19 protein-coding genes are annotated in these 21187 nt (G+C 64.8%); 7 read left to right on the top strand and 12 right to left on the bottom strand.

Translation table 11 applies throughout. The features are described 5' to 3' along the window. Positions 1-58: 58 nt before the first annotated feature. The 6 genes from G3572_RS10815 to G3572_RS10790 are packed head-to-tail and all read left to right on the top strand — an operon-like array spanning position 59 to position 6709. Positions 59-1666: an ABC transporter substrate-binding protein gene (locus tag G3572_RS10815; RefSeq protein WP_164611663.1), complete on the top strand. Its 1608-nt coding sequence runs from the start codon at positions 59-61 to the stop codon at positions 1664-1666. A 29-nt stretch (positions 1667-1695) separates the two neighbouring features. After that, entirely contained in the window at positions 1696-2673 is a 978-nt protein-coding gene (locus tag G3572_RS10810; protein ID WP_164611661.1) for an ABC transporter permease, read from the top strand. 7 nt (positions 2674-2680) lie between these two features. After that, the gene (locus G3572_RS10805; RefSeq protein ID WP_164611659.1) at positions 2681-3568 is read left to right on the top strand and encodes an ABC transporter permease; all 888 of its coding nucleotides are present in this window, start codon (positions 2681-2683) and stop codon (positions 3566-3568) included. 3 nt (positions 3569-3571) lie between these two features. Then, the gene (locus G3572_RS10800) at positions 3572-4558 is read left to right on the top strand and encodes an ABC transporter ATP-binding protein (protein WP_164611657.1); all 987 of its coding nucleotides are present in this window, start codon (positions 3572-3574) and stop codon (positions 4556-4558) included. Next, a complete protein-coding gene (locus tag G3572_RS10795) occupies positions 4555-5529 on the top strand; it encodes an ABC transporter ATP-binding protein (protein WP_164611655.1) in 975 nt (324 codons plus the stop codon). Before G3572_RS10800 ends, G3572_RS10795 begins: the two co-directional genes overlap by 4 nt. Positions 5530-5557: 28 nt before the next feature. Then, on the top strand, positions 5558-6709 hold the full coding sequence (locus G3572_RS10790) for a M24 family metallopeptidase (protein WP_164611653.1): 1152 nt from the start codon (positions 5558-5560) through the stop codon (positions 6707-6709). A gap of 120 nt (positions 6710-6829) precedes the next feature. Here G3572_RS10790 and G3572_RS10785 read toward each other — a convergent pair whose 3' ends face one another. From G3572_RS10785 to G3572_RS10745, 9 genes are read right to left on the bottom strand one after another with little or no spacing between them, the layout of a single operon-like run. Next, entirely contained in the window at positions 6830-8278 is a 1449-nt protein-coding gene (locus G3572_RS10785; protein ID WP_164611651.1) for an NAD-dependent succinate-semialdehyde dehydrogenase, read from the bottom strand. Between the two features lie 27 nt (positions 8279-8305). Beyond that, complete coding sequence (locus G3572_RS10780) at positions 8306-9685, bottom strand: aminotransferase class III-fold pyridoxal phosphate-dependent enzyme (RefSeq protein WP_164611649.1); 1380 nt, start codon at positions 9683-9685, stop codon at positions 8306-8308. Beyond that, on the bottom strand, positions 9682-10380 hold the full coding sequence (locus G3572_RS10775; RefSeq protein ID WP_164611647.1) for an SDR family NAD(P)-dependent oxidoreductase: 699 nt from the start codon (positions 10378-10380) through the stop codon (positions 9682-9684). The genes G3572_RS10780 and G3572_RS10775 overlap by 4 nt, the downstream gene beginning before the upstream one ends. Continuing rightward, complete coding sequence (locus G3572_RS10770) at positions 10380-11165, bottom strand: SDR family NAD(P)-dependent oxidoreductase (RefSeq protein WP_164611645.1); 786 nt, start codon at positions 11163-11165, stop codon at positions 10380-10382. Before G3572_RS10770 ends, G3572_RS10775 begins: the two co-directional genes overlap by 1 nt. After that, positions 11162-12082 (bottom strand): dihydrodipicolinate synthase family protein, encoded by a 921-nt coding sequence (locus G3572_RS10765; RefSeq protein WP_164611643.1) that lies wholly within the window; start codon positions 12080-12082, stop codon positions 11162-11164. The genes G3572_RS10770 and G3572_RS10765 overlap by 4 nt, the downstream gene beginning before the upstream one ends. Next, entirely contained in the window at positions 12079-13230 is a 1152-nt protein-coding gene (locus G3572_RS22295; RefSeq protein WP_164611641.1) for an ABC transporter ATP-binding protein, read from the bottom strand. Before G3572_RS22295 ends, G3572_RS10765 begins: the two co-directional genes overlap by 4 nt. Before the next feature lie 3 nt (positions 13231-13233). Continuing rightward, on the bottom strand, positions 13234-14067 hold the full coding sequence (locus G3572_RS10755) for a carbohydrate ABC transporter permease (RefSeq protein ID WP_164611639.1): 834 nt from the start codon (positions 14065-14067) through the stop codon (positions 13234-13236). Continuing rightward, positions 14064-14963, bottom strand: a complete 900-nt coding sequence (locus tag G3572_RS10750) for a carbohydrate ABC transporter permease (RefSeq protein WP_164611637.1) — start codon at positions 14961-14963, stop codon at positions 14064-14066. Before G3572_RS10750 ends, G3572_RS10755 begins: the two co-directional genes overlap by 4 nt. A gap of 53 nt (positions 14964-15016) precedes the next feature. Next, on the bottom strand, positions 15017-16351 hold the full coding sequence (locus tag G3572_RS10745; RefSeq protein WP_164611635.1) for an ABC transporter substrate-binding protein: 1335 nt from the start codon (positions 16349-16351) through the stop codon (positions 15017-15019). 178 nt (positions 16352-16529) lie between these two features. Between G3572_RS10745 and G3572_RS10740 the strand changes: the two genes are divergently transcribed. Beyond that, the gene (locus tag G3572_RS10740) at positions 16530-17408 is read left to right on the top strand and encodes an IclR family transcriptional regulator domain-containing protein (protein ID WP_164611633.1); all 879 of its coding nucleotides are present in this window, start codon (positions 16530-16532) and stop codon (positions 17406-17408) included. 18 nt (positions 17409-17426) lie between these two features. On the opposite strand, the gene G3572_RS10735 is transcribed toward G3572_RS10740, so the two are convergent. The 3 genes from G3572_RS10735 to G3572_RS10725 are packed head-to-tail and all read right to left on the bottom strand — an operon-like array spanning position 17427 to position 21146. Continuing rightward, on the bottom strand, positions 17427-18551 hold the full coding sequence (locus G3572_RS10735) for an NAD(P)/FAD-dependent oxidoreductase (protein ID WP_164611631.1): 1125 nt from the start codon (positions 18549-18551) through the stop codon (positions 17427-17429). Next, positions 18541-20208 (bottom strand): FAD-dependent oxidoreductase, encoded by a 1668-nt coding sequence (locus tag G3572_RS10730; protein WP_164611630.1) that lies wholly within the window; start codon positions 20206-20208, stop codon positions 18541-18543. Before G3572_RS10730 ends, G3572_RS10735 begins: the two co-directional genes overlap by 11 nt. Further along, positions 20205-21146 (bottom strand): 3-hydroxyacyl-CoA dehydrogenase NAD-binding domain-containing protein, encoded by a 942-nt coding sequence (locus tag G3572_RS10725; RefSeq protein WP_164611628.1) that lies wholly within the window; start codon positions 21144-21146, stop codon positions 20205-20207. The genes G3572_RS10730 and G3572_RS10725 overlap by 4 nt, the downstream gene beginning before the upstream one ends. Positions 21147-21187: the final 41 nt, after the last annotated feature.

Below are 21187 nucleotides of genomic sequence, written 5' to 3'. Positions count from 1 at the left end.
AGCAAAAGCGCAAAGCCCTGATGTGCAACCCCAAAATCATCAACTCGGAGGATCAAACGTGAATCGACTTGGCTTTGCCATCGTGGCCACCCTCGCCCTGACCGGGGCGCAAGGGGCATTGGCCCAGGATGTGCTGACCATCGGGGTCCGCTCTGAAGCGGCCACATTGGACCCGCACTGGACCCAGCTTTCCGCCGACCTGCAGTTGCAGGAACATATCTTCGAACATCTGGTCGATCTGGACAGCGCGTCGCAGCCCTCGCCCGGCCTCGCGGTGTCCTGGGCGCCGATCAATGATACGACGTGGGAATTCAAGCTGCGCGAGGGCGTGACATGGCATGATGGCGAAGCCTTCAACGCCGATGATGTCATCTATTCCTTCGACCGCCTGAAGGCCGGGATCGAAGGCGCAACTGCCAGCCCCGCCTTCCAGCTCGCCAAGGGCGGCAAGGCCTGGACCAAGATCGACGACTACACCGTCCACATCACCACCGAAGGCCCCTATCCGACGATGGCCGAAGATCTGGCGATGATCCCGATCGTGGCCGAACATGTGGTGCCCGGAAAGACGCCCTCGGTCGACTTCAACTCCGGCGCGGCAGCGATCGGAACCGGACCATTCGTCTACAAGGAATTCAGCCCCGGCAACCGCATCGTCGTGGCCAAGAACCCCAACTGGTGGGGCGGCGATCCGGGCTGGGACGAGGTGGTGTTCCGCCCCGTGGGCGAAGACAGCGCGCGACTGGCGGCCCTTCTCAACGGCGATGTCGACCTGATCGACTATCCGCCCACCGTGGACCTGCCGCAACTGGAGGCTGACGACCGTTTCCGCGTCTCGTCCATCGCATCCGACCGTCTGATCTACATGATGCCGTCCTATCGGCATAACGAGCCCTACATCACCGCCAATGACGGCAGCCCGATGCCCAACCCGCTGCGCGACTGGCGTGTGCGCAAGGCCCTGTCTCTGGCCATCAACCGTGAAGCGATCCGCGACCGCATCATGGGCGGCGCCAGCCAGCCGACGCGCAACATCGTCCCACCGGGGTTCTTCGGCTATGTCGAAGATCTTGAACCCGATGCCTATGACCCCGAAGCCGCCAAGGCGCTGCTGGCCGAGGCAGGCTATGGCGACGGCTTCCGCATGACGATCCACGGGCCGAATGACCGCTACATCAACGATGCCCGCATCGTCGAAGCGGTCGCACAGTTCTGGACCCAGATCGGCATCACCACCGAGGTGGACACCATGCCGCGCGCCGTTTTCTTCTCGGATCTGATCCGTGGCGGCGCCGACAGCTTCCCCGGGTTTGACAGCCCCAAGTTCTCGATGTCTCTCACGGGCTGGGGCACTGTGGCTGGCGAGGCGACCTACACCGTCTCGGGCATCCTCGAGACCTATAACGCGGCAACCGGCGGCGGGAACGGCAACTTTGGCCGTTACTCCAACCCCTCTGTCGATGCCAAGTCGGTGCTGGCAAAGCAGACCATCGACCGCCCCGCACGGCTTGCGCTTTTGCAGGACGCGACCCGCTGGGCGATGGATGACTATGCCCTGATCCCCCTGCACTTCCAGGTCAACAAATGGGCGATGAAGGCTGGGCTCGAGCATATGCCGCGCACGAACGAGCGCACGCTGGCGACTGAAATCAAGCGCGTCGACTGACCACGGCAGGACGAGGCAGAGGAAAGATCATGGCTGAATTCATTCTCAGACGCATCCTGCAGGCCCTGCTGGTCCTGTTCGTGATGACGGTTCTGGTCTTCTTCGGCATCCATGTGATCGGCAACCCCGTCGATCTCTTTGCCTCGTCCGAATGCACCAAGGCCTGCCTCGACGAGATCATGGTCAACCTCGGCCTCGACCGTCCGGTATGGCAGCAATACCTGATCTTCCTCGGCAACCTTGCCGAGGGGGATTTGGGCCGGTCCTTCACACATGGCGTTCCCGCCATGAGCCTGATCTGGGAACGGTTTCCCGCAACTCTCGAACTTGCCGTCGCCGCTCTGGTCATCGCGCTGGTGATCGGCCTGCCGCTCGGCTTCTACGCCGGATTGCGACCCGACAGCTGGATTTCCAAGGCCATCATGGGCCTGTCGATGATCGGCTTTTCCGTGCCGATCTTCTGGATCGGTCTGATCATGATTTTGACCTTCTCGGTCAAGCTGGGCTGGCTGCCCGCCATCGGCCGGGGTGATCTGGTAACGGTGTTCGGGGTCCGGGTCAGCTTTCTGACGGTCGATGGCCTGCGCCATCTGGCGATGCCCGCCTTCACGCTGTCGCTCCTGATGATGTCGATGGTGATCCGCCTGACCCGCGCCGGACTGCGCGAGGTGATGACATCCGATTACATCCGCTTTGCCCGCGCGAACGGGGTGCCGGAATACCGGGTGCTGGGCTGGCACGCCATGAAGAACCTGCTGATCCCGATTGTCACCGTTCTGGGCATGGAATTCGGCGGCGTCATCGCCTTTGCCGTGGTGACCGAGTCCATCTTCTCTTGGCCGGGTGTCGGCAAGATGCTGATCGACGCGATCAGCGTGCTCGATCGCCCGCTCATCGTCGCTTACCTGATTTTTGTGGTCACGATGTTCGTGCTGCTCAATCTGGTGATCGACATCCTTTATTCGCTGCTTGATCCGCGCGTGCGTCTTGGCGCAGGCGCAGTCTGAGGGTGCCATGATCATCGCCGAACGCCCGTCGCGCCTGCGTGCTTTCACAAAGGCCTTTTTCCGCTCGCCAACCGCGACCATCGCGCTCTGCGTCTTTGTCGCCATGTCGCTGGCGGCCATTTTCGCCCCGCTGATCGCGCCGCAAAACCCGTATGATCTGCGGTCCGTGTCGATCCTCGACAACCTTCTCCCCCCCGGCGAGGCAAGCTTTGGCGGCATGACCTACTGGCTCGGCACCGACGGGCAGGGGCGCGACATGCTGTCGGCCATGCTCTACGGGCTGCGCATCTCCTTGATCGTGGGTCTGGCTTCGGGCGTGATCGCGCTCGCCTTCGGCACACTGGTCGGGCTTGTCGCAGCCTTTCGCGGCGGCTGGGTGGATTCGGTGCTGATGCGGATCGTCGATCTGCAACTCAGCCTGCCCACCATTCTGGTGGCCCTGATCCTGCTGGTCATCCTCGGCCGCGGGATCGACAAGATCATCGTGGCGCTGGTCGTGGTGCAATGGGCCTATTTCGCCCGCACCGTGCGCGGCGTGGCACTGGTGGAAAACGCCCGCGACTATGTGGATGCGGCGCGCGGCCTGCGCCTGCCGCCCCTGCGCATCCTGTTCTTCCACATCCTGCCCAACTGCCTGCCCACGCTTCTGGTGGTGGCCACGATCCAGATGGCGCAGGCGATCTCGCTGGAAGCCACGCTCAGCTTTCTGGGCCTCGGGCTGCCGCCGACGCGGCCCTCGCTCGGCCTGCTGATCGCCAACGGGTTTGACTACCTGCAATCGGGCCGCTGGTGGATCTCGGTGCTGCCCGGCTTGGTTCTTCTGGTGCTGGTCGTGTCGATCAACGTGGTGGGCGACCGCCTGCGCGAAGTTCTCAACCCCCATCTGAGAGGCTGATCCATGGCCCCTGTTCTGTCTGTGCGTGGCTTGACCACGGTGTTCGGCACTGGCGAGACGGCCTTGCGCGCATTGGATGGCGTCGATCTGACGGTGCACCAAGGCGAGATCGTCGCCCTTGTCGGCGAAAGCGGGTCGGGCAAATCGCTCACCGGATTTTCCATCAACGGCCTGTTGCCCGGCAATGCCAAGGTGACGGGTGGCAGCATACGGCTTGGCGATACCGACCTGCGCGCGCTGACGCCCCGCCAGATGCGCGGCATAAGGGGCAAACAGGTCGGGATGATCTTTCAAGACCCGATGATGACACTGAACCCTGTCCTGCGGGTGGAAACCCAGATGCGGGACGCGCTACGCGCCCATTCCCCCCTGCCCCGAGGCGAGGTGCGGGCACGTCTGGTGCAGGCTCTCGCGGAAGTGGGCATTGCCGCACCCGAACAGCGCCTGCGCGCTTGGCCGCACGAGTTGTCGGGCGGAATGCGGCAGCGCGTGGCCATTGCCACGGCGCTCTTGCACAGCCCGCAACTGGTGATCGCCGACGAACCCACCACGGCGCTGGATGTCACCATCCAGGGCCAGATCCTTGCCCTTGCACAACGCCTTTGCCGCGACCGGGGCACCGCTCTGGTGTGGATCACCCATGATCTGGCGGTCGTCGCGGGTATCGCGGACCGGGTGTCGGTCATGTATGCGGGCCGCGTCGTCGAGGAAGGTCCGGTCGATGCTGTGCTAGACACGCCCGCCCACCCCTATACCCGTGGCCTGATCGACAGCGTGGCGGCCAGCCAACCCAAGGGCGCGCGCCTGCCGATGATTCCGGGGCGGATGCCCTTGCTGTCCGACCTGCCGCAGGGCTGCGCCTTTGCCCCCCGCTGTGCGCGACGCAGCGCCTTGTGCATAAGCGAGCGGCCAGAGCCACGCGCCACCGGAGCGGGCCAGACAGTCCGCTGCCACCACCCCCTGACCGAACCAGCCGGAGCCGCGGCATGAGCGCCGATCTTCCCATCCTAGAGGCGCGTGGTTTGACCAAGACCTTCCGCCAGAATGACAGCCTGCTTTCGCGGATGCTCGGCAAACTGGGGCTCGGCCCCGGCCCCCAGATGGTGCGCGCGGTGGATGGCGTCGATTTCACGCTGCACCGGGGCGATGTTCTGGGCATCGTCGGCGAGTCCGGCTGCGGCAAATCCACCTTGGGGCGCATGGCCGCCGGCCTGACGCGGCCTTCGTCGGGCGAGGTCTTGCAGGAAGGCAAGACCCGTGACGTGACCGAGGGTCTGGACCGCCAGATGATCTTCCAGGACCCGTTCTCGTCGCTGAATCCGCGCAAACGGGTGACAGAGCTTATCGGAGAGGCCCCGCGCGTTCACCGCATCGTCGGGGCCGCGGAACTGGAAACCTATGTGCGCACCCTGATGGAGCGCTGCGGCATTGACCCCGCTTTCCATGACCGCTTTGCGCATCAGTTTTCCGGAGGGCAGCGGCAGCGCATCGGCATTGCGCGTGCGCTTGCCGTGAAGCCCGAAGTGCTCATCTGCGACGAGGCTGTCTCGGCGCTGGACGTGTCGGTGCAGGCGCAGATCGTCAATCTGTTCATGGACCTGCGGGATGAACTGGGGCTGACCTATATTTTCATCAGCCATGACCTCGGCATCGTGCGCCACCTCGCCGACCGCGTGCTGGTGATGTATCTGGGCCGCGTCGTCGAAGAAGGCCCCGCGGAAGAAGTCTTTGACGCCCCGCAGCACCCTTACACCCGCGCCTTGGTGGAAGCCGTGCCGCGTCTGGACCGTCGGCGCACCACCTTCCATCCGGTCGCAGGCGAAATCCCCTCGCCGCTCAACCCGCCCTCTGGCTGTCATTTCCACCCGCGTTGCCCTTTGGCCACCGACCTCTGCCGCACGCAAAGCCCGGCCCTGCGCGAGATTGCCCCCGGCAGACGCGCGGCCTGCCACCTCATCTGAAATTTGAACCACCAAAGGGAGAAACCTGATGGCTACCTATCAAGACCGCATGACCCGCTTCCGGGGGCTATTGCCCGGCAAGGCGGACCTCGTGTTCATTCCGCTTGGCACCGATCTGGATTATCTTACCGGCATCCACCGCGACATCCCGAACTATGGCCGCAACCTGCACCCCGGCATGTGGCTCGAAGGCGCGTGGATAGCGCCCGACCGTGAGCCGATCCTGACCCTGCCCCGCATGACGGTGGAGTTCGGCGGGGCCAAGGGCGGGGCCGATGGCCTTGACGTGCGGGTTCTGGGCGATTGGGATGATCCCGTCGTCATGGTGCAAGGCATCCTGGGCGAACTGGGCATCCGCGATGGCGCGACCATCGCTACCTCGGACAATGCCGAAGCCGAAAGCCTGATGGAGTTACAAAAGCTGGTCCCGGCAGCGCGCTTCACCTCGGCCACGCACATCCTGCGCGCACTGCGTGTCATCAAGGATGAAGGCGAGATCGCCACGATGCGCGAAGCGGGCCGGATCACCGAAGCCGCCTTCGCCGATGTGGTGGCGCAACTGAAAATCGGGATGACCGAGCTCGACATCGTGGCCGAGGTCGACTTCCAGATGAAGCGGCACGGATCGCTCGGACCATCCTTCACCACCTCGCTCTATAACACCGGCCCAAACCATCCGATGCGCTTTGGCCGTCGGCTGGAGACATGGCCGCGCGTCCTGACCGCGCCGGTTTCGGTGCTGTTCGACTTCGGCGCGGTGCATGACGGCATGTGCTATGACTTCGGCCGCACCGTCAGCTTTGGCGCGCCAAGCGACGAACAGGTCAAGGTGCATCGCCTTATCATGGACAGCCAGCGTGCCGGCATCGAGGCGCTGAAGGCGGGGGCCATCACCTGTCAGGAAGTGGACAGGATCGCGCGCGACGTGATCGCAGATGCAGGCTACGGCGACAAGTTCCGCCACCGCCTCGGCCACGGCATCGGCTGGGATGTGCACGAGCCGCCCTTCCTGACCAACGGCGACGAGACGCCTGTGGAAGAAGGCATGATCTTCACCATCGAGCCATCGATCTTCCAGGATGGCACCTTCTCGGCACGGGTCGAGGATTGCGTCGTCGCACGCCCCGGCGGCGGTGAGGCGCTCACCACCGGATGGCAGGATCTGGTGGTTGTCGAGTAAACAGCAAGGGGGGCCAAAAGGCCCCCCTTTTCGCTTTCCGCCCGCCCCCTGCTTTGACAGGCTGTTTCAGGCGATCCCGACACGGCCATCCGCCCGCTCTCACGGGCGGATGAACCAGTATCACAGCCCGCCGATGCAGGTGTATTTGAGGTCGAGAAAATCCTCGATCCCCTGACGCCCGCCTTCGCGCCCCATGCCCGATTCCTTGATGCCGCCGAACGGGGCCTCGGGGGTGACGATCAGCACCTCGTTGATGCCCAAAAGCCCGTAGCCCAACTGGTCCTGCAGCCGGAACACGCGGCGCATGTCCTGCGTGTAGGCATAGGCCGCCAGACCGTATTCGGTGTCATTGGCCAGGGCGATGGCCTCATCCTCTGTGTCGAACCGGTAAACCGCCGCGACGGGGCCGAAGATTTCCTCGGTGCTGACGCGCATTTCGGGCGTGGCATCCTTCACCACCGTCGGCTGGAAGAACAGCCCGCCGCGCGGATGGCGCCCGCCGCCCGTCACCAGTTGGCCGCCCTTTTCCAGCGCATCGGCGAGCATGCCTTCCATCTTGTTGACCGCCGCCTCGTCGATCATCGGCCCCTGCTCGGCGCCCGGCTCGTCCCCGGGGGCCACGTTCAGCGCGCCGACCCGTTCGGCAAAGGCGGCAACGAACCTGTCATAGATGCCCGACTGCACGTAAAGCCGGTTGGTGCAGATGCAAGTTTGCCCTGCATTGCGGAACTTTGCGATGATCGCCCCCTTGACCGCGTTGTCCAGATCGGCGTCGTCGAACACCATAAAGGGCGCATTGCCGCCCAACTCCATCGACACGCGCTTGACGGTTCCGGCGGCGGCGCGGATCAGGTCCTTGCCGATGTCGGTCGATCCGGTGAAGGTGATCTTGCGCACCTTGGGGTTGGCCATGATCTCGCCGCCAATCGCCCGCGGGCTGCCGGTCAGCACGTTCACCACGCCAGCCGGAAAGCCTGCCTGTTCGGCGAGCTGCCCCCAGACCAGACCCGAAAGCGGCGTCGCGCTCGCCGGTTTCACCACCACCGTGCAGCCCGCCGCCAGAGCGGGGCCGATCTTGCGCGCCAGCATCGATGACGGGAAGTTCCACGGCGTGATCGCGGCGACAACGCCCACGGGGTGCTTGGTTGTCATCAACCGACGCCCCAGAACGGGCGAGGGGATGATTTCCCCGTAAATCCGGCGCGCCTCTTCCGCGAACCAGAGCACATAGGCGGCGCTGGAAGCGATCTCGGCCCGCGCTTCGCTGAGCGGCTTGCCCTGCTCGGCGGTCATCATCCGGGCCAAGGGCTCGTGATTGTCCATGATCGCCTGATGCAGCCGGCGCAGCATGCCGACGCGCTCGTTCAACGGCAATGCGGCATAGGCGGGAAAGGCGGCATGGGCCGCGTCAATCGCCCGGCGTGTTTCCTCGGCCCCCGCATTGGGGACCCGCGCAATCACCGCGCCTGTGGCGGGGTTCGTCACGTCAATCACAGCACCCGACGCAGCGCCAACCCAAGCGCCGCCGATCAGGTTCTGCTCGCGCACAAAGGGCGAAAAATCGGTCATGTCATTTCCTTGCGTTTACGGCGGACGTCAGCCCAGAACTTCGGTCACGGCGTCCGTGAGGGTGGCAACCATCCGGTCGGCTTCTGCCGTCGTCAGGCACAGCGGCGGGGCAAACCCCAGAATGTTGCCCTCGGGCAGCGGGCGGGCAATGACCCCGCGCGCCAGCATGGCGGCGGTGATCTTCGGCACCACAGTCATCGGGGCAAACCATTCGCGCTTGCCCGGATCGGCCATGAACTCGACCGCGAGCATCAGACCTTCGCCCCGGATTTCCGCGACATTCGGATGCCCGCCAAGCGCCTCGTGCAACGCCTCCTTGAAATACGTGCCGACATGGCCCGCATTGGCGACCAGACCCTGACTGTCGACCAGATCAAGCGTGGCAATTCCGGCGGCTGCACAGACCGGATGCGCCGAATAGGTGAAGCCATGCGCCAGAAGCCCATGCTCTTCCGATCCAGTCAGCAGCACATCCATCACCCGCTTCGAGATGATGGAACCCGACAAGGGCGCATAGGCCGAGGTCAACCCCTTGGCCACGGTGATGAAATCGGGACGCAGGCCGAAATGGTCAGACCCGAACATCGACCCCGTGCGGCCAAACCCCGTCACCACCTCATCGGCGATGAGCAGGATGCCATGACGGTCCAGCACCTCTTGCACCCGCGCCCAATAGCCGGGCGGTGGCGGGATGATGCCGCCGGTGCCCATCGCAGGCTCGCCGGCGAAGGCGGCGATGGTGTCCGGCCCCTCGGTCTCGATCATCTGCTCCAGTTCGGCAATCAGCCAGTCCAGATAGGCCGCTTCATCCATATCATCCTGCGGGCGGCGCAGGTGATGCGCGGTATGGGTGTGCAGGAAGCCGGGCAACGGCAGACCCATCCGCGCGTGATAGCCGGGCAGGCCCGTCATCGACCCCGACACGATGCCAGAGCCATGATAGGCCCGCCACCGCGAGATGATCTTCCGCCGCTGCGGCTCTCCACGCAGGATGTGGTAATGCCATGCCAGCTTGACATTGGTTTCATTGGCATCCGACCCGGACAGGCCGAAGAACACGCGGCTCATATGGGCAGGGGCGCGGTCCATCACCATCTTTGCAAGGCGGATGGCGGGTTCGTTGCCATGCCCGCCGAAGCTGTGGAAGAACGCCAGTTCATGCGCCTGCTTTGCGATGGCATCGGCAATCTCGGGGCGGCCATAACCGGCGTTTACGCAGTAAAGCGCAGCAAACCCGTCCAGAAAGCGGTTGCCGTCGCGGTCAACGATCGTGCAACCCTCCCCCCCGGTCACGATGCGGCCCGCAACCACGCCCTTGGCATGGTTGGCAATATGCGTCGTGGGGTGCAGGAAATGCGCGGCATCCCATGCGGCAAGATCATCGTTCAGGCGCGGATCAAGGGTCATATCAAACTCTCCTGCCGGGTGTTGGCGACCAGTTCCGGCACGCTGGCCTGATTGGGCAGCGACAGGATAAAGGACACCATTCCGGCCACGGTTTCGGGCGTCAGGCGATCAGGTTTCGGGGTGGCACCGACCACATTGGCCAGCAGGTCCGTGTCAATCGCGCCGGGGCACAGCGCGGTGGCACGCACGCCATCGTCCCAAGCGGCGGCACGCACGGCCTGGGTCATCGACAACAGCGCGTGCTTGGTCATCGAATAGCCGACGCTGGTGCCGTTGCGATAGCGCTTGGCATCGGTCGAGGCGACGTTCACAACCCGCCCCTGCCCGGTTTTGCGCAGATGCGGCAGGGCGGCGCGGATCAGGCGGAACGGCGCTTTGACATTGACCTGCCACATGGCGTCAAGGTCATCTTCCGTCCCCCTCTCAAAGTCGACCATGCGCATGATGCCCGCATTGTTCACCAGCGCATCGATCCGGCCAAAGCGTCCGGCGGCAGCATCCACCCAAGCGGACGCGGCGGCCGGATCATCGGCATCAAATCGCACCGCCTGCACCCTCTCGCCCGCGCCAAAGCGTTCGGCCTGCGCCACATCGCGCAGCCCCAGCGAAACAGTCCAGCCATCGGCCAGCAGCCGTTCGGTGATCGCGGCCCCCAGTCCGCGCCCGCCGCCCGAGACAAGAACCACGCGCGCCATCAGAACAGCCCCTGATAGACGCCACCGTCATTGACGATGTTCTGCCCCGAGATGAATCCGGCCTGCGCCGAGCACAGGAAGGCGATCAGATCACCACATTCCGAAGGCGCGCCCAAGCGGCCGGCCGGACAGGTCTCCAGACGGTTCTGCAGGATCGCCTCATAGGTGGTGTTCCCGCGTTTGGCATGGCCATGCAGGTTCGTGTGCAGCGCGTCGGTGTCGAACAGGCCGGGGCAAACCGTGTTGACGGTCACATTATGCGGCAAAAGCTCCCGCGACATCGCCGCCACCGCACCCGACAAGGCCAGACGCGCGGCATGGGAATGGGCAAAGCCAACCTGCGGGAACTTGATGAAACTGACGCTCATGTTGACCACGCGGCCAAAGCAGCGCTCGATCATGCCGGGCGTCACCGCCTGGATCATCTCGACCGATGACAGGAAGTGCACCTCGAGCCAGTGCCGCCAGTCTTCCGGCGTGATCTGCGCCGAAGGTGTCGGCACCTGACGCACACCGGGGTTGTTGACCAGAATATCCACCTGCCCCGCCGCCGCCAGAATCTCGGCGCGGCCTTCGGCGGTGTTGAAATCCACCGCCACCGGAATCGCATCCACCCCGAACTCGGCGCGGATGCTTGCAGCCGCCTCTTCCAGCGGTCCGGCAGAGCGGGCGTTCATCACCACCGACACGCCCTCGCGTGCCAGCGACCGCGCAGTCGCCAAACCCAGCCCGCGCGATGCGGCGGTCACGATGGCCCGCCGCCCCTTCAATCCAAGATCCATCATGCCACCTTTGCTTCCGGCGCAAGCAGCGCCTCCATTCCGGCCTTCAGGCCCTGAAGCGGCGCGCCGGACAAAGCCCGCAGCGGCGGACGCGGCTCGCCCCCACCGGGAAGGCCAAGGAAGTTCATAGCAGCCTTTGTGGCGGGATACAGAGAGCGGCCGTCCGAGGTGAACAGATCGGTCATCTCGATGCCGATCCGCTGCAGGGCCCAAGCCTCGTCAAGCCGTCCGGCACGGGTGGCGTGCCACAGGTCCAGACAGCCCTTGTCCCAGACGTTGGGGAAGCAATCGATCAGCCCGTCGGCCCCGGCCAGCGTGGCAGCGACGCCAAACACCGATGACGGGCCACAATACACGCGGATACGGTCGCGCACCTGCAACAGGGTGGCGTGGAAATTGCGCCAGTCACCCGACGATTCCTTGATCGCCACCACATTGTCCAGATCGGCCAAGCGGCTGGCAATCGACGGCGAGATCGCATTCCCCGCATTGCCCGGAATGTTGTAAAGCACGATGGGCAGCACGCTGGCGGCGCTGATCGCCTCGAAATGGGCGATGATCTCGGCCTCGGTCAGATGCGCAAAGAACGGCGGCAGCACCAGAACCCCGTCCCCGCCTGCCTCCTTGATCGCGTGGATCTGCTCGATCACCTCGTCCGGGCGGATCGCCCCCGTGCCCACGATGGCGGGGCCGCGCCCCTTGCAGGCCTCGGCGGTCAGCTTGGCAAGGCGGGCGCGCTCTTTCAGGCTCAGCGCCCAGAACTCTCCGGTGCAGCCCGCGGCGACCATACCGGTGGAACCGGCATCGAACAGCCGCGAAATATTCGCCACGAAAGACTCTTCGTCGATCGACAGATCCTTGCGGAAGGGCGTGGTGATCGCGGGCATGGGACCCGCCCAGTCGACAGAATGACGATTCAAGACACAACTCCTTTGGAAACGACGCGCAGAGGCGCGGCGATATCGGTGATTTCGCCCGCGCCAACAGCGCCCGACGGATGGTTGAGACGAGTCCCATGAGGACCGGCGGCAAAAAGATGCGCCCGCGCGGCATCAAGCCGGACAGGCACCCTGTCACCGATGCGCAGGGGCGGTGTGCCCGCGATGCGGGCAATCACGCGGATGTCTGCGGACAGCGCCACGGTGACGATGGTTTCGTGACCCGTCGCCTCGGTCAGCACGACCTCGCCCGACAGATCGCCGCTGCCCAGATGCACGTCCTCGGGCCGGATGCCGAAGGCAGCCGGTCCGGCGGCCGCATGCGCGGCAAGGGGCGGCACCGACAGCCGCAGGCTCTGGCTTTCGAACACCCAGCCGCCGCCTTCCTGCACCAGCGTGCCGTCGATCAGCGTCATGCCCGGCGTGCCGATGAACCCCGCGACAAAGCGGTTGGCAGGCCGCGCATACACCTCGGCAGGGGGCGCAAACTGTTGCAGGTTGCCGCCCTCCATGATCGCGATCCGGTCGGCCATCGTCATGGCCTCCAGCTGGTCATGGGTGACATAAACCATCGTGCGGCCCAAGCGGCGGTGCAGTTCGATCAGCTCGGCCCGCAACTGGCCCCGCAACTTGGCGTCGAGGTTGGACAAGGGCTCGTCCAGCAAGAACACCTTGGGGTCACGGATCAGCGCCCGCCCGAGGGCAACGCGCTGCTGCTGCCCGCCGCTCAACTGCTTGGGCTTGCGGTCCAGCAGCGCGGTCAGATGCAGCATCTCGGCGGTTCTGGCCACCATCGGGCCACGCTCGGCCTTTGGCACCCCCCGCTTCTTTAGCGGATAGGCGATGTTTTCGGCCACCGTCATATGCGGGTAAAGCGCGTAAGACTGGAACACCATCGCGATGTCACGCTCGCCCGGCGGCAAGTCATTCACCCGCCGGTCGCCGATGATGATGTCGCCCGTGGTCGGAAACTCCAGCCCCGCAAGCATGCGCAGCGTGGTCGTCTTGCCGCAGCCCGAGGGGCCGAGCAGGGCGACAAACTCACCCGCCTTGATCGAGAGATCCAACCCGTGCAGGGCGGTGAACGCCCCGAAGGATTTGGTGACAGCGCGGAAATCGACATTGGCCATAGGTCAGCCTTTCACAGCGCCCGCGCCGAAGCCGCGGGTCAGATAGCTTTGCAGGAAGGCGAAAACGATGATCAGGGGCACGCTCATCATCACCGAGGCCGCCATCAGAAGGGACCATTCGATGTTGAAGGACGAGATCAGCATGTTCATCACGCCGGTGGTCAGCGGGCGCGCCCCGTCCGAGTTCACAAGGACAAGCGCGTAAAGATATTCGTTCCAGCTCAGGATGAAGGTAAAAAGCGCGGTCGAGATGATGCCGGGCAAAAGCTGCGGCAGGATCACGTCCACAAACGCCCCCATCCGGCTAGCCCCGTCCACCATCGCGGCATATTCCAGATCATCCGGCACGCCCGCCATGAATGACCGCATCAGCCACAGCGCATAGGGCAGCGCAAAGGTGGTATAGGCGATCACCAGCGAAAACAGCGTGTTCGACAGGCCAAGGCTGACCAGCATCAGATACAGCGGGATGATCAGCACGACCGACGGCAGCAGATAGGTAAAGAGCACAAGGAAGGCGAGGCTTTCCCGCCCGCGATACCGAAAGCGCACAAGGCTGTAGGCCCCCAGCGTGGCCACCGTCACCACCAGCAGCGTCGTCACTGTGGACAGCATCACCGAGTTGCGGAAATAGACCAGAAAATTGGTCTGCGTCAGCAGGTGCCAGTAATGCTCCAGCGTCCAGCTTTCGGGCAGCATCGTCGGCGGGCGGCGGAACAGTTCCGACTGCGGCTTGACCGAGGTGACAAGCATCCAGAACAGCGGAAAGGCGACAGCAATGATGGTTGTCCACGCAAAGAGGTTCAGCGCGACGGGGCCAAGGTATTTGCGCATCATGCAGGCCCTTTCTCGCGGGTGCGGCGGATATAGACGATCATGAAGACCAGCAGGATCGCCATCATCGAAACCGCCCAGGCCGCCGCCATCCCCATCTGGTTCAGCGCAAAGGCCTGCCGGTAGACGACGATGGGCAGCGTTTCAGTCGAAGAGGACGGACCGCCCCCGGTCAGCAGCCAGATCAGGTCAAACTCCTTGAAATCCCAGATCGCACGCAGCATGACGATGACGACCAGCACATCCCGAAGCTGCGGCAGCGTCACATCGAAGAACCGCGCAATCGGCCCCGCCCCGTCGATCCGGGCGGCCTCGTAAAGCGGCTCGGGAATGGTCTGCAGCCGCGCCAGCACCGCGATCACCACAAAGGGGAAATACTTCCACGCGCCGACAAGGATGACCGAGATCATCGCATTGGGCATGCTGCCCAGATAGTCGATCGGCATGGAAATGATGCCGGACTGCATCAGAAGATGGTTCAAGATGCCATAAAGATCATTGAACACCCATTTCCAGACCAGAACCGCCACCACGGTCGAGATGAAATAGGGAAACAGGATCAGCGAGCGCGCCAGCGACCGGAACCAGATATTCTGGTGCAGAACCAGCGCCATCCCGATGCCCAGCACGATCTGCAAGGTCAAGGTGCCCGCCGTCCAGACCAGCGTATTCCACAACGCCTTCCAGAACAGGCCGCTCGCCAGAAGTTCGCGATAGTTGGACAGCCCCACCCAACTGCTTTCCAGCGTCGGCGTGAACACACGGAACAGCGACAGATAGATGGCCGATACGAGCGGATAGACAATGACCGCGCAGAAGATTAGCACCGTCGGCGCAATCAACAGCAGGCCAAGACGCGCGTATCGGCGTTCCAGCGAAGAGTGGAGTGGGGCAGCCATGGGATTTCCTTCAAGATACGGACTGCCTGTGTAACAGACAGTCCGCCAGTGCCTTAGGCCTTCATGATGGCTTCGATCGCCTTGGCACAATCGCCAAGCGCCGCGTTGACATCATCGCCGTTCAGCACGACGCGCTGCACCAGATCGGAGATCGCGTTGGAGGCAATCACCTCGCCGGCGCGCTCGTTGGACGCATGGGCGCTGCTTTCATAGCCAAGGTTATAGCCGCCTGCCGCAGCACTCGACATCAGATCGACCTCGGCAGGATACTTCCGGATGATGTCATTGTCCTGATAGGCCGGGTTCTCGTTGATCGACTTCAGAACCGGCAAGACGTGACCGGGGGCGGCGTGCAGCTGCTTGATGTATCCTTCGGGGTTGAACAGGAAGGCGGCAAAGGCCTTGGCCGCGTCCTTGTTGCGCGACTGCGCCGGGATGAACACGCTCGGGAAGTCGTTGAACGTCCACGGCGCCACATCGGCCGAAATGGTCGGATAGGTCGTGCAGGTCACATGGTCGGCGATGCCCGGATTCTGCGCGACGACATTGGCCAGAACGCGCCCGGCATAGATACCCGTTGCGGTCGCGCCGGAAACAAAGGCCGTCAGGCTTTCGCCCCAGCTGTAGTTGGTGGCACCCGGCGGGCAAAGCTCGCGCATGGATTTGTAGAATTCCAGCGCATTGCGGGTCTGCTCGCTGTCGATGGCGACCTGAAGATCGGGCGTGAACACCTGACCGCCCGCGCCGTGGATGAAGCCGATAAAGATCAGCGATGTCATCGAATTCTGCCCATAGGGCAGCGGCGCGCCGAAAACGCCGTCCTTCTGCAGTGTCTGGCAGGCAGCGCGCAGCTCGTCCCATGTCGCCGGAGCGGCGGCAATGCCAGAGGCTTCCATCAGGTCACGGCGCAGCCACAGCATGTTGGCGGCAGTGTTGCCGATGCCCGTGCCGCAATACTTGCCATCGGCGGTTTTGAACACGTCATTGGCACCGGCGTAATAGTCATCCGCGCCAATCGCGTTGATGACATCGTCGAACGGCTCGACCAGACCATTCGCATAATAGGTCTGCACCGAGAAGGATGGCAGGTGCGTGACAATATCGGGCACCTCGCCGCTGGCGAAGGCGGCGGCAAGCTGCGGGGCATAGCCTTCGTCCGACGTCGTTTCGAACACCACCTTGATACCGGGGTTCAGCGCCTCGAACGCGGCAATCTGGAACTTGTAGGCTTCTGCCTGCGCAGGCGCGCCCTGCGGCGACCACCAGCGCAGGGTAACATCCTGCGCATGGGCGCGGCGCGGCAGCGTTGACATCACCGTGCCGGCAGCAAGCCCTGCCAGCAGGTTTCTTCTCGTCAGTCCGTTCGGAAAAGTGAGGCTATTCTTCATTTTTTCGATCTCCCTGCGGTGCTAATGTTCACATAACGCACTCTTGTGCGATATAACAATGAAAGCGGATTCAAAATCAAGTCCTAAACAAGCGTATTTCTCGGTATAGGATGAGATTTGGCTGTGCTACGAAGAGCGCCAAAACACGAAGACCCGGACGTTTATGCGGAGGTGGCCGATGGCCAAAGAAGTGATTGAAAAGGACGAGGCCACGGTTGATGCCCTGCCGCCACGCAATCCGGCGCGGACAGGTCTGATGACGGCATCCCCTGACTGGAGCGATGACGAGAACGGCGGGCTGAACCCGCGTGACTATGTGTCCAGTCTGGCGCGCGGGCTCGAGGTGCTGCGCGCCTTCAACCGCACCCGCCGCAAGATGACCCTTTCGGAAGTGGCGGCGGAAACCGGAAACACCCGCGCCGGCGCGCGCCGCATCCTGCTCACGCTGGTGCACGAAGGCTATGCGGTGGCCGATGGCAAACTCTTTGATCTTACGCCACAAGTTCTCGAACTCGGCTATTCCGTGCTGTCCTCCAAGGGCGCGTGGGACATCGCCCGCCCCTTCATCGACCACCTGTCGAGCGAGCTGCGGGAATCGGTCTCTGCGGCAGTTCTCGACAGGTTCGACGTGGTCTATGTCTCGGGCGCGCAATATCACCGGGTGATCAGCGTCGGCATCACCGTGGGCGCGCGCTTTCCGGCCCATTGCACCGCCACGGGCCGCGTCCTGCTGGCCGCGCAGCCGCCCGAAATGTGGCCGGGCATGTTGCAGCACATCCCGCTGACCCGGATGACCGAACACACCGTGACCGATCCGGCCGAGTTCCGCCGCGTGCTGGAACAGGTCCGCGACCAAGGCTGGTCGCTAGTGGACCAAGAGCTTGAAACCGGCCTGATGTCCATCGCGGTGCCGCTGCACAACTCGGCGGGCGGTCTTGTGGGTGCCATCAACGTGGGGATTCCCACCGTGCGCATGACCCCTGCGAGCGCCATCGAATATGTGCTGCCCAAGCTTCAGGAAACGGTGCGCAACATCCGCGAATCGCTCAAGCGCTAGGGGTCAGGGCGCCAGGGGTCAGGCCGCAAAGCGCGCCGGCGCAAAACCGGCCACCTCGCCGTCTGGCACGGTGCCAAGCGCAACGCCTGCCGCCAGCCGCGCCACCAGCGGGCCAAGCGTATAGCCCGCATCGCCGGGCAGCGCCATCACCACGCGCGATGCCTCCGGCAGCCTGCCAATCGTGCTTGCGCCATCGGCGGTCGTGTTCATGCCCGCCCAGGTGCGGATCACCCGCAGCCCGCCGATCTGCGGCACCAGCCGCGCGGCCAGCGCGACATTGCCCAGCAAGGACGCCGCCAGCACCTCGGGCGGCATGTCGCGCCCGCGGTCCCGCGCGGGCCAACCGCCGCCAATCACGATCTGGCCCTGACCAAGTTGCTTGAGCGTGATCGACCGCTCCGCATGCTGGATCAGATGGCCGATGCTCACCGCCGCCGCTTCGGTGATGTTCATATGCAGCGGTTCGGCCTTGGTGGGGATCGCGACACCCAGATCCTGCACCACCTCACCCGCCCCCCAGGCCGAGGCCACGATGACCTGATCCGCCCGATAGGCTGCGTTGCGCCCCGTCGCCATCACGCCGTCGCCGCGATGTTCCAGCCGCACCACCCGGTCGCGCATGATCTGCACCCCGCGCCGCGCCAGTTCTGCCATCAGCCGCGCATTGGCGATCAGCGGGTTCAGCTTGCCCTCGTCACGGCATAGCTCCGCCCCGACGATCTGGGGCCCCAGCCACGGCGCAAAACGGTCCAGCGCCGCGCGATCCAGAATCTCCACCGAAAGGCCCTGCGCCGCCTCGCGCCGCGCCTTGCCCTCCAGAAACCGCAACTGGTCGGCACCCTCGGCCAGCATCAGCCCGCCCTTGCGCACCAACTCGAACGGACCATAGAGCGCATCCAGCCGCACCCATTCCTCGGCAGCGGCCTTGTAGAGCGGCAGCGACGCCTCGACCGCAGGCACCTGATCGGGATAGAGCCGCATGAACCGGCTTTGCATCTGAACGTGCAGGCTGCCCGCATTGGCCCAGGTGCCCGCGTTCTCGCCCGCATCCACCAGGCGCACCTCGGCGCCCGCGTCCGCAAGGTGCAGCGCGGCCATCATCCCCGTGATGCCCGCGCCGATCACCAGCACATCAGCGCGCATCGTTCAGCGCCTCTTCGGCAGCCAGGATCGCGGAAATCGCCACCGGTTTTATCGGCACGCGCGGGGCGAAATAACTGCGCTCGTCCATCGCGGCACCCGTCGCCGCCGCCACCAGCCGTGCCGCGACAGGCCCGCAGTATCGCCCCTGACAGCGCCCCATGCCAACACGCGTCGCCCGCTTCAGCGTGCCCGCATGGCCGGGCGTTTCGGCCAGCCCCTGCCGGATCTGGCCCGCATCGATCTCCTCGCAGCGACAGATCAGCGTGTCATCCGGCACATCGGGCAAGCGGGGGGCCACATCATGCAAGGCCCAGAGATGCTTCTGAAAGCGGCGATAACGGGCAAGGCGACGATGGTCGGCGAACAGATCATAGCCATCGCCAAACCCGAGCGCCGCCGCCGCCGCCCGCCCCGCAATGCGCCCCTCGGCCATCGCGGCAGGCGCGCCGCCAAGGCCCGCGCAATCCCCCACGGCGTAAAGCCTTGGCACCGAAGTCGCGCAGGTCTCATCCCGTGTCACGCGCAAATGGCCAAAGGCCCGATCATAGGTTGACCGCGCGCCCAGCAGGCGCAGGATCTCATTCTGCGGATCAAACCCGGCGTTCATCAGCACGGCATCGGCGGTAACGGCGGTCTTCCCGCCTGCACCTTCGACCGTCACCCGCAGCCCCTGTTCTGCCGCATCAATCCTCTCCAGCCGGGTCCCGTGCCGGATCGGCACGCCCCGCTTGCGCAGATCGGCCAAGGTGCGCAGCCCCGTCAGCACGAGACCCGGATCGGCGAAGGCAAGCGCCGCTGAGGCCAAGGGGCGCAGCCAAGGGGCTGGCCCCCTTTCGGCGATCAGAACAACCTCGGCCCCGCCTTGGGCCAGTTCGCGCCCCACCTGCAGATTCAGCGGCCCGGAGCCCACGATGGCCACGCGCCGCCCCGGCAGGGTGCGATAGCTGCGCCACAGGGTCTGCGCCGCGCCCGTCGTCATCACGCCGGGCAGCGTCCAGCCGGGCCGGATCTCGGGCCGCTCATAGGCACCCGTGGCAATGATGGCAGCCTTTGGGCGCGCGATCAGCGCGGCCCCCTTGTGTTCGGCCAGAAACAGCAGCCCGTCAAAAGCTCCCCAGATTTCCACCTCGCCAATCAGCTCGGCCCCTGCGGCCAGCGCCCGCGCAAGCAGCCCCGCACCATCCGATTGCTGCGCATCCAGCGGCGCGCCGACGGCGGATTGCTTGAAATACTGCCCCCCGCCCACCTTGCGCTCATCCAGAATGATGACACTGGCCCCGGCCTCCCGCGCGGCAATGGCCGCCGACAGACCGCCCGCCCCGCCGCCCACGATCAACACATCGGGTGCAATCACCCGCGCCGGTGCCGAAGCCTGCGGCACCGAAGCGGACCCCAGATCGGGAAACGGCACCTGTGTCTGAACCTCTTGCCCTGCCGTCGCGGCGGTCATGCAGGCGCGCCGGTTCGGCACGCCATCGACTGTCACCAGACAGTCCTGACACACGCCCATGCCGCAGAACATGCCGCGCGCCGCGCCCTTGGCGGTCGCACGGAACTGGCGCAGACCGGCCTCTGTCAGCGCCGCAGCCAGTGACTGGCCGGGGCGCAGCGGCACCTGCTGCCCGTCAAAGGTAAAGTGGCCAAGGGGTTGCGTCATTCCGGTCTGTCTCCCATCAAGGCGTCACGCGCCGCAACAAGGCGTGCCACCGCCCGCGCCCGCCATGCCGCCCGCAGCGGCAGGCGCTCGGCGGCAATCGCCTTGCGGCGTTCTGCTTCCACCTTGTCAATCAGGCCCGCGTGCCAATCCACCTGCTCGCCACGGGCCGCACCCATCCGCGCATAGGCTGGCCCCATGCGCGCTGCATGGGCGCGGATGCCCCCCGGCGTGTTCAGTTCTGCCGTCTCGAACGGGCCGGACAGCGCCCAGCGCGGACCGAGCCCGAGCCGCATCACCGCCTCGATCCCTGCTACATCTGTCACGCCCTCGTCGACAAGGCGATAGGCTTCACGCAGGACTGCGCCTTGCAGGCGGTTCAGCACGAACCCCTCGATCTCGCGCCGCATGCGCACCGGCTCGAACCCCGCGGCGCCAAACAGGTCGGCCGCGCGCTCTACCGCCTCGGCCTGCGTGCCGGGGGCAGGGCAAAGCTCGATCAGGCGCAGCACGGCGGGCGGATTGACCGGATGGGCAACCAGACAGCGCCGCTGATCCTCTGCCGCAGGCACGATATGCGACATCTGGATCGCCGAAGATGCGGTGACCAGAACCGTATCCGCGTGGCAGCGCGCCAGCAGATCGGCAAAGATCGCCTGTTTGATGGCAAGCGATTCCGGGCCACATTCGATCACCAGATCGGCAAGCGGCAAAGCCGCACCGGCATCCGCCGCGACGGTGATCGGCCCCGCCTCACCGCGCCCCAGACCCGCAAGCGCAATCGCCTCGCGCTGCACGTCAAGGCCGGCCTGCGCCTGCGCCCGCCGCTCCGCGTCAGGATCGCATAGCGTGACATGAAATCCGGCGTCGGAAAACACGGCGGCAAAGGAAAGCCCGATCGACCCCGCGCCAAGTATTGTCACATTTCGATGATCCGCCACCAGATTGCCCACCCTTCGCCTGACCAGAATACACTTGCATT

Origin of the sequence: Pseudotabrizicola algicola (assembly GCF_010915705.1) — a bacterium.
GTDB classification, from domain to species: Bacteria; Pseudomonadota; Alphaproteobacteria; order Rhodobacterales; family Rhodobacteraceae; genus Pseudotabrizicola; species Pseudotabrizicola algicola.
The sequence above is the reverse complement of the archived record's forward strand: the minus strand, read 5'-3'. Positions and strand labels throughout refer to the sequence as shown.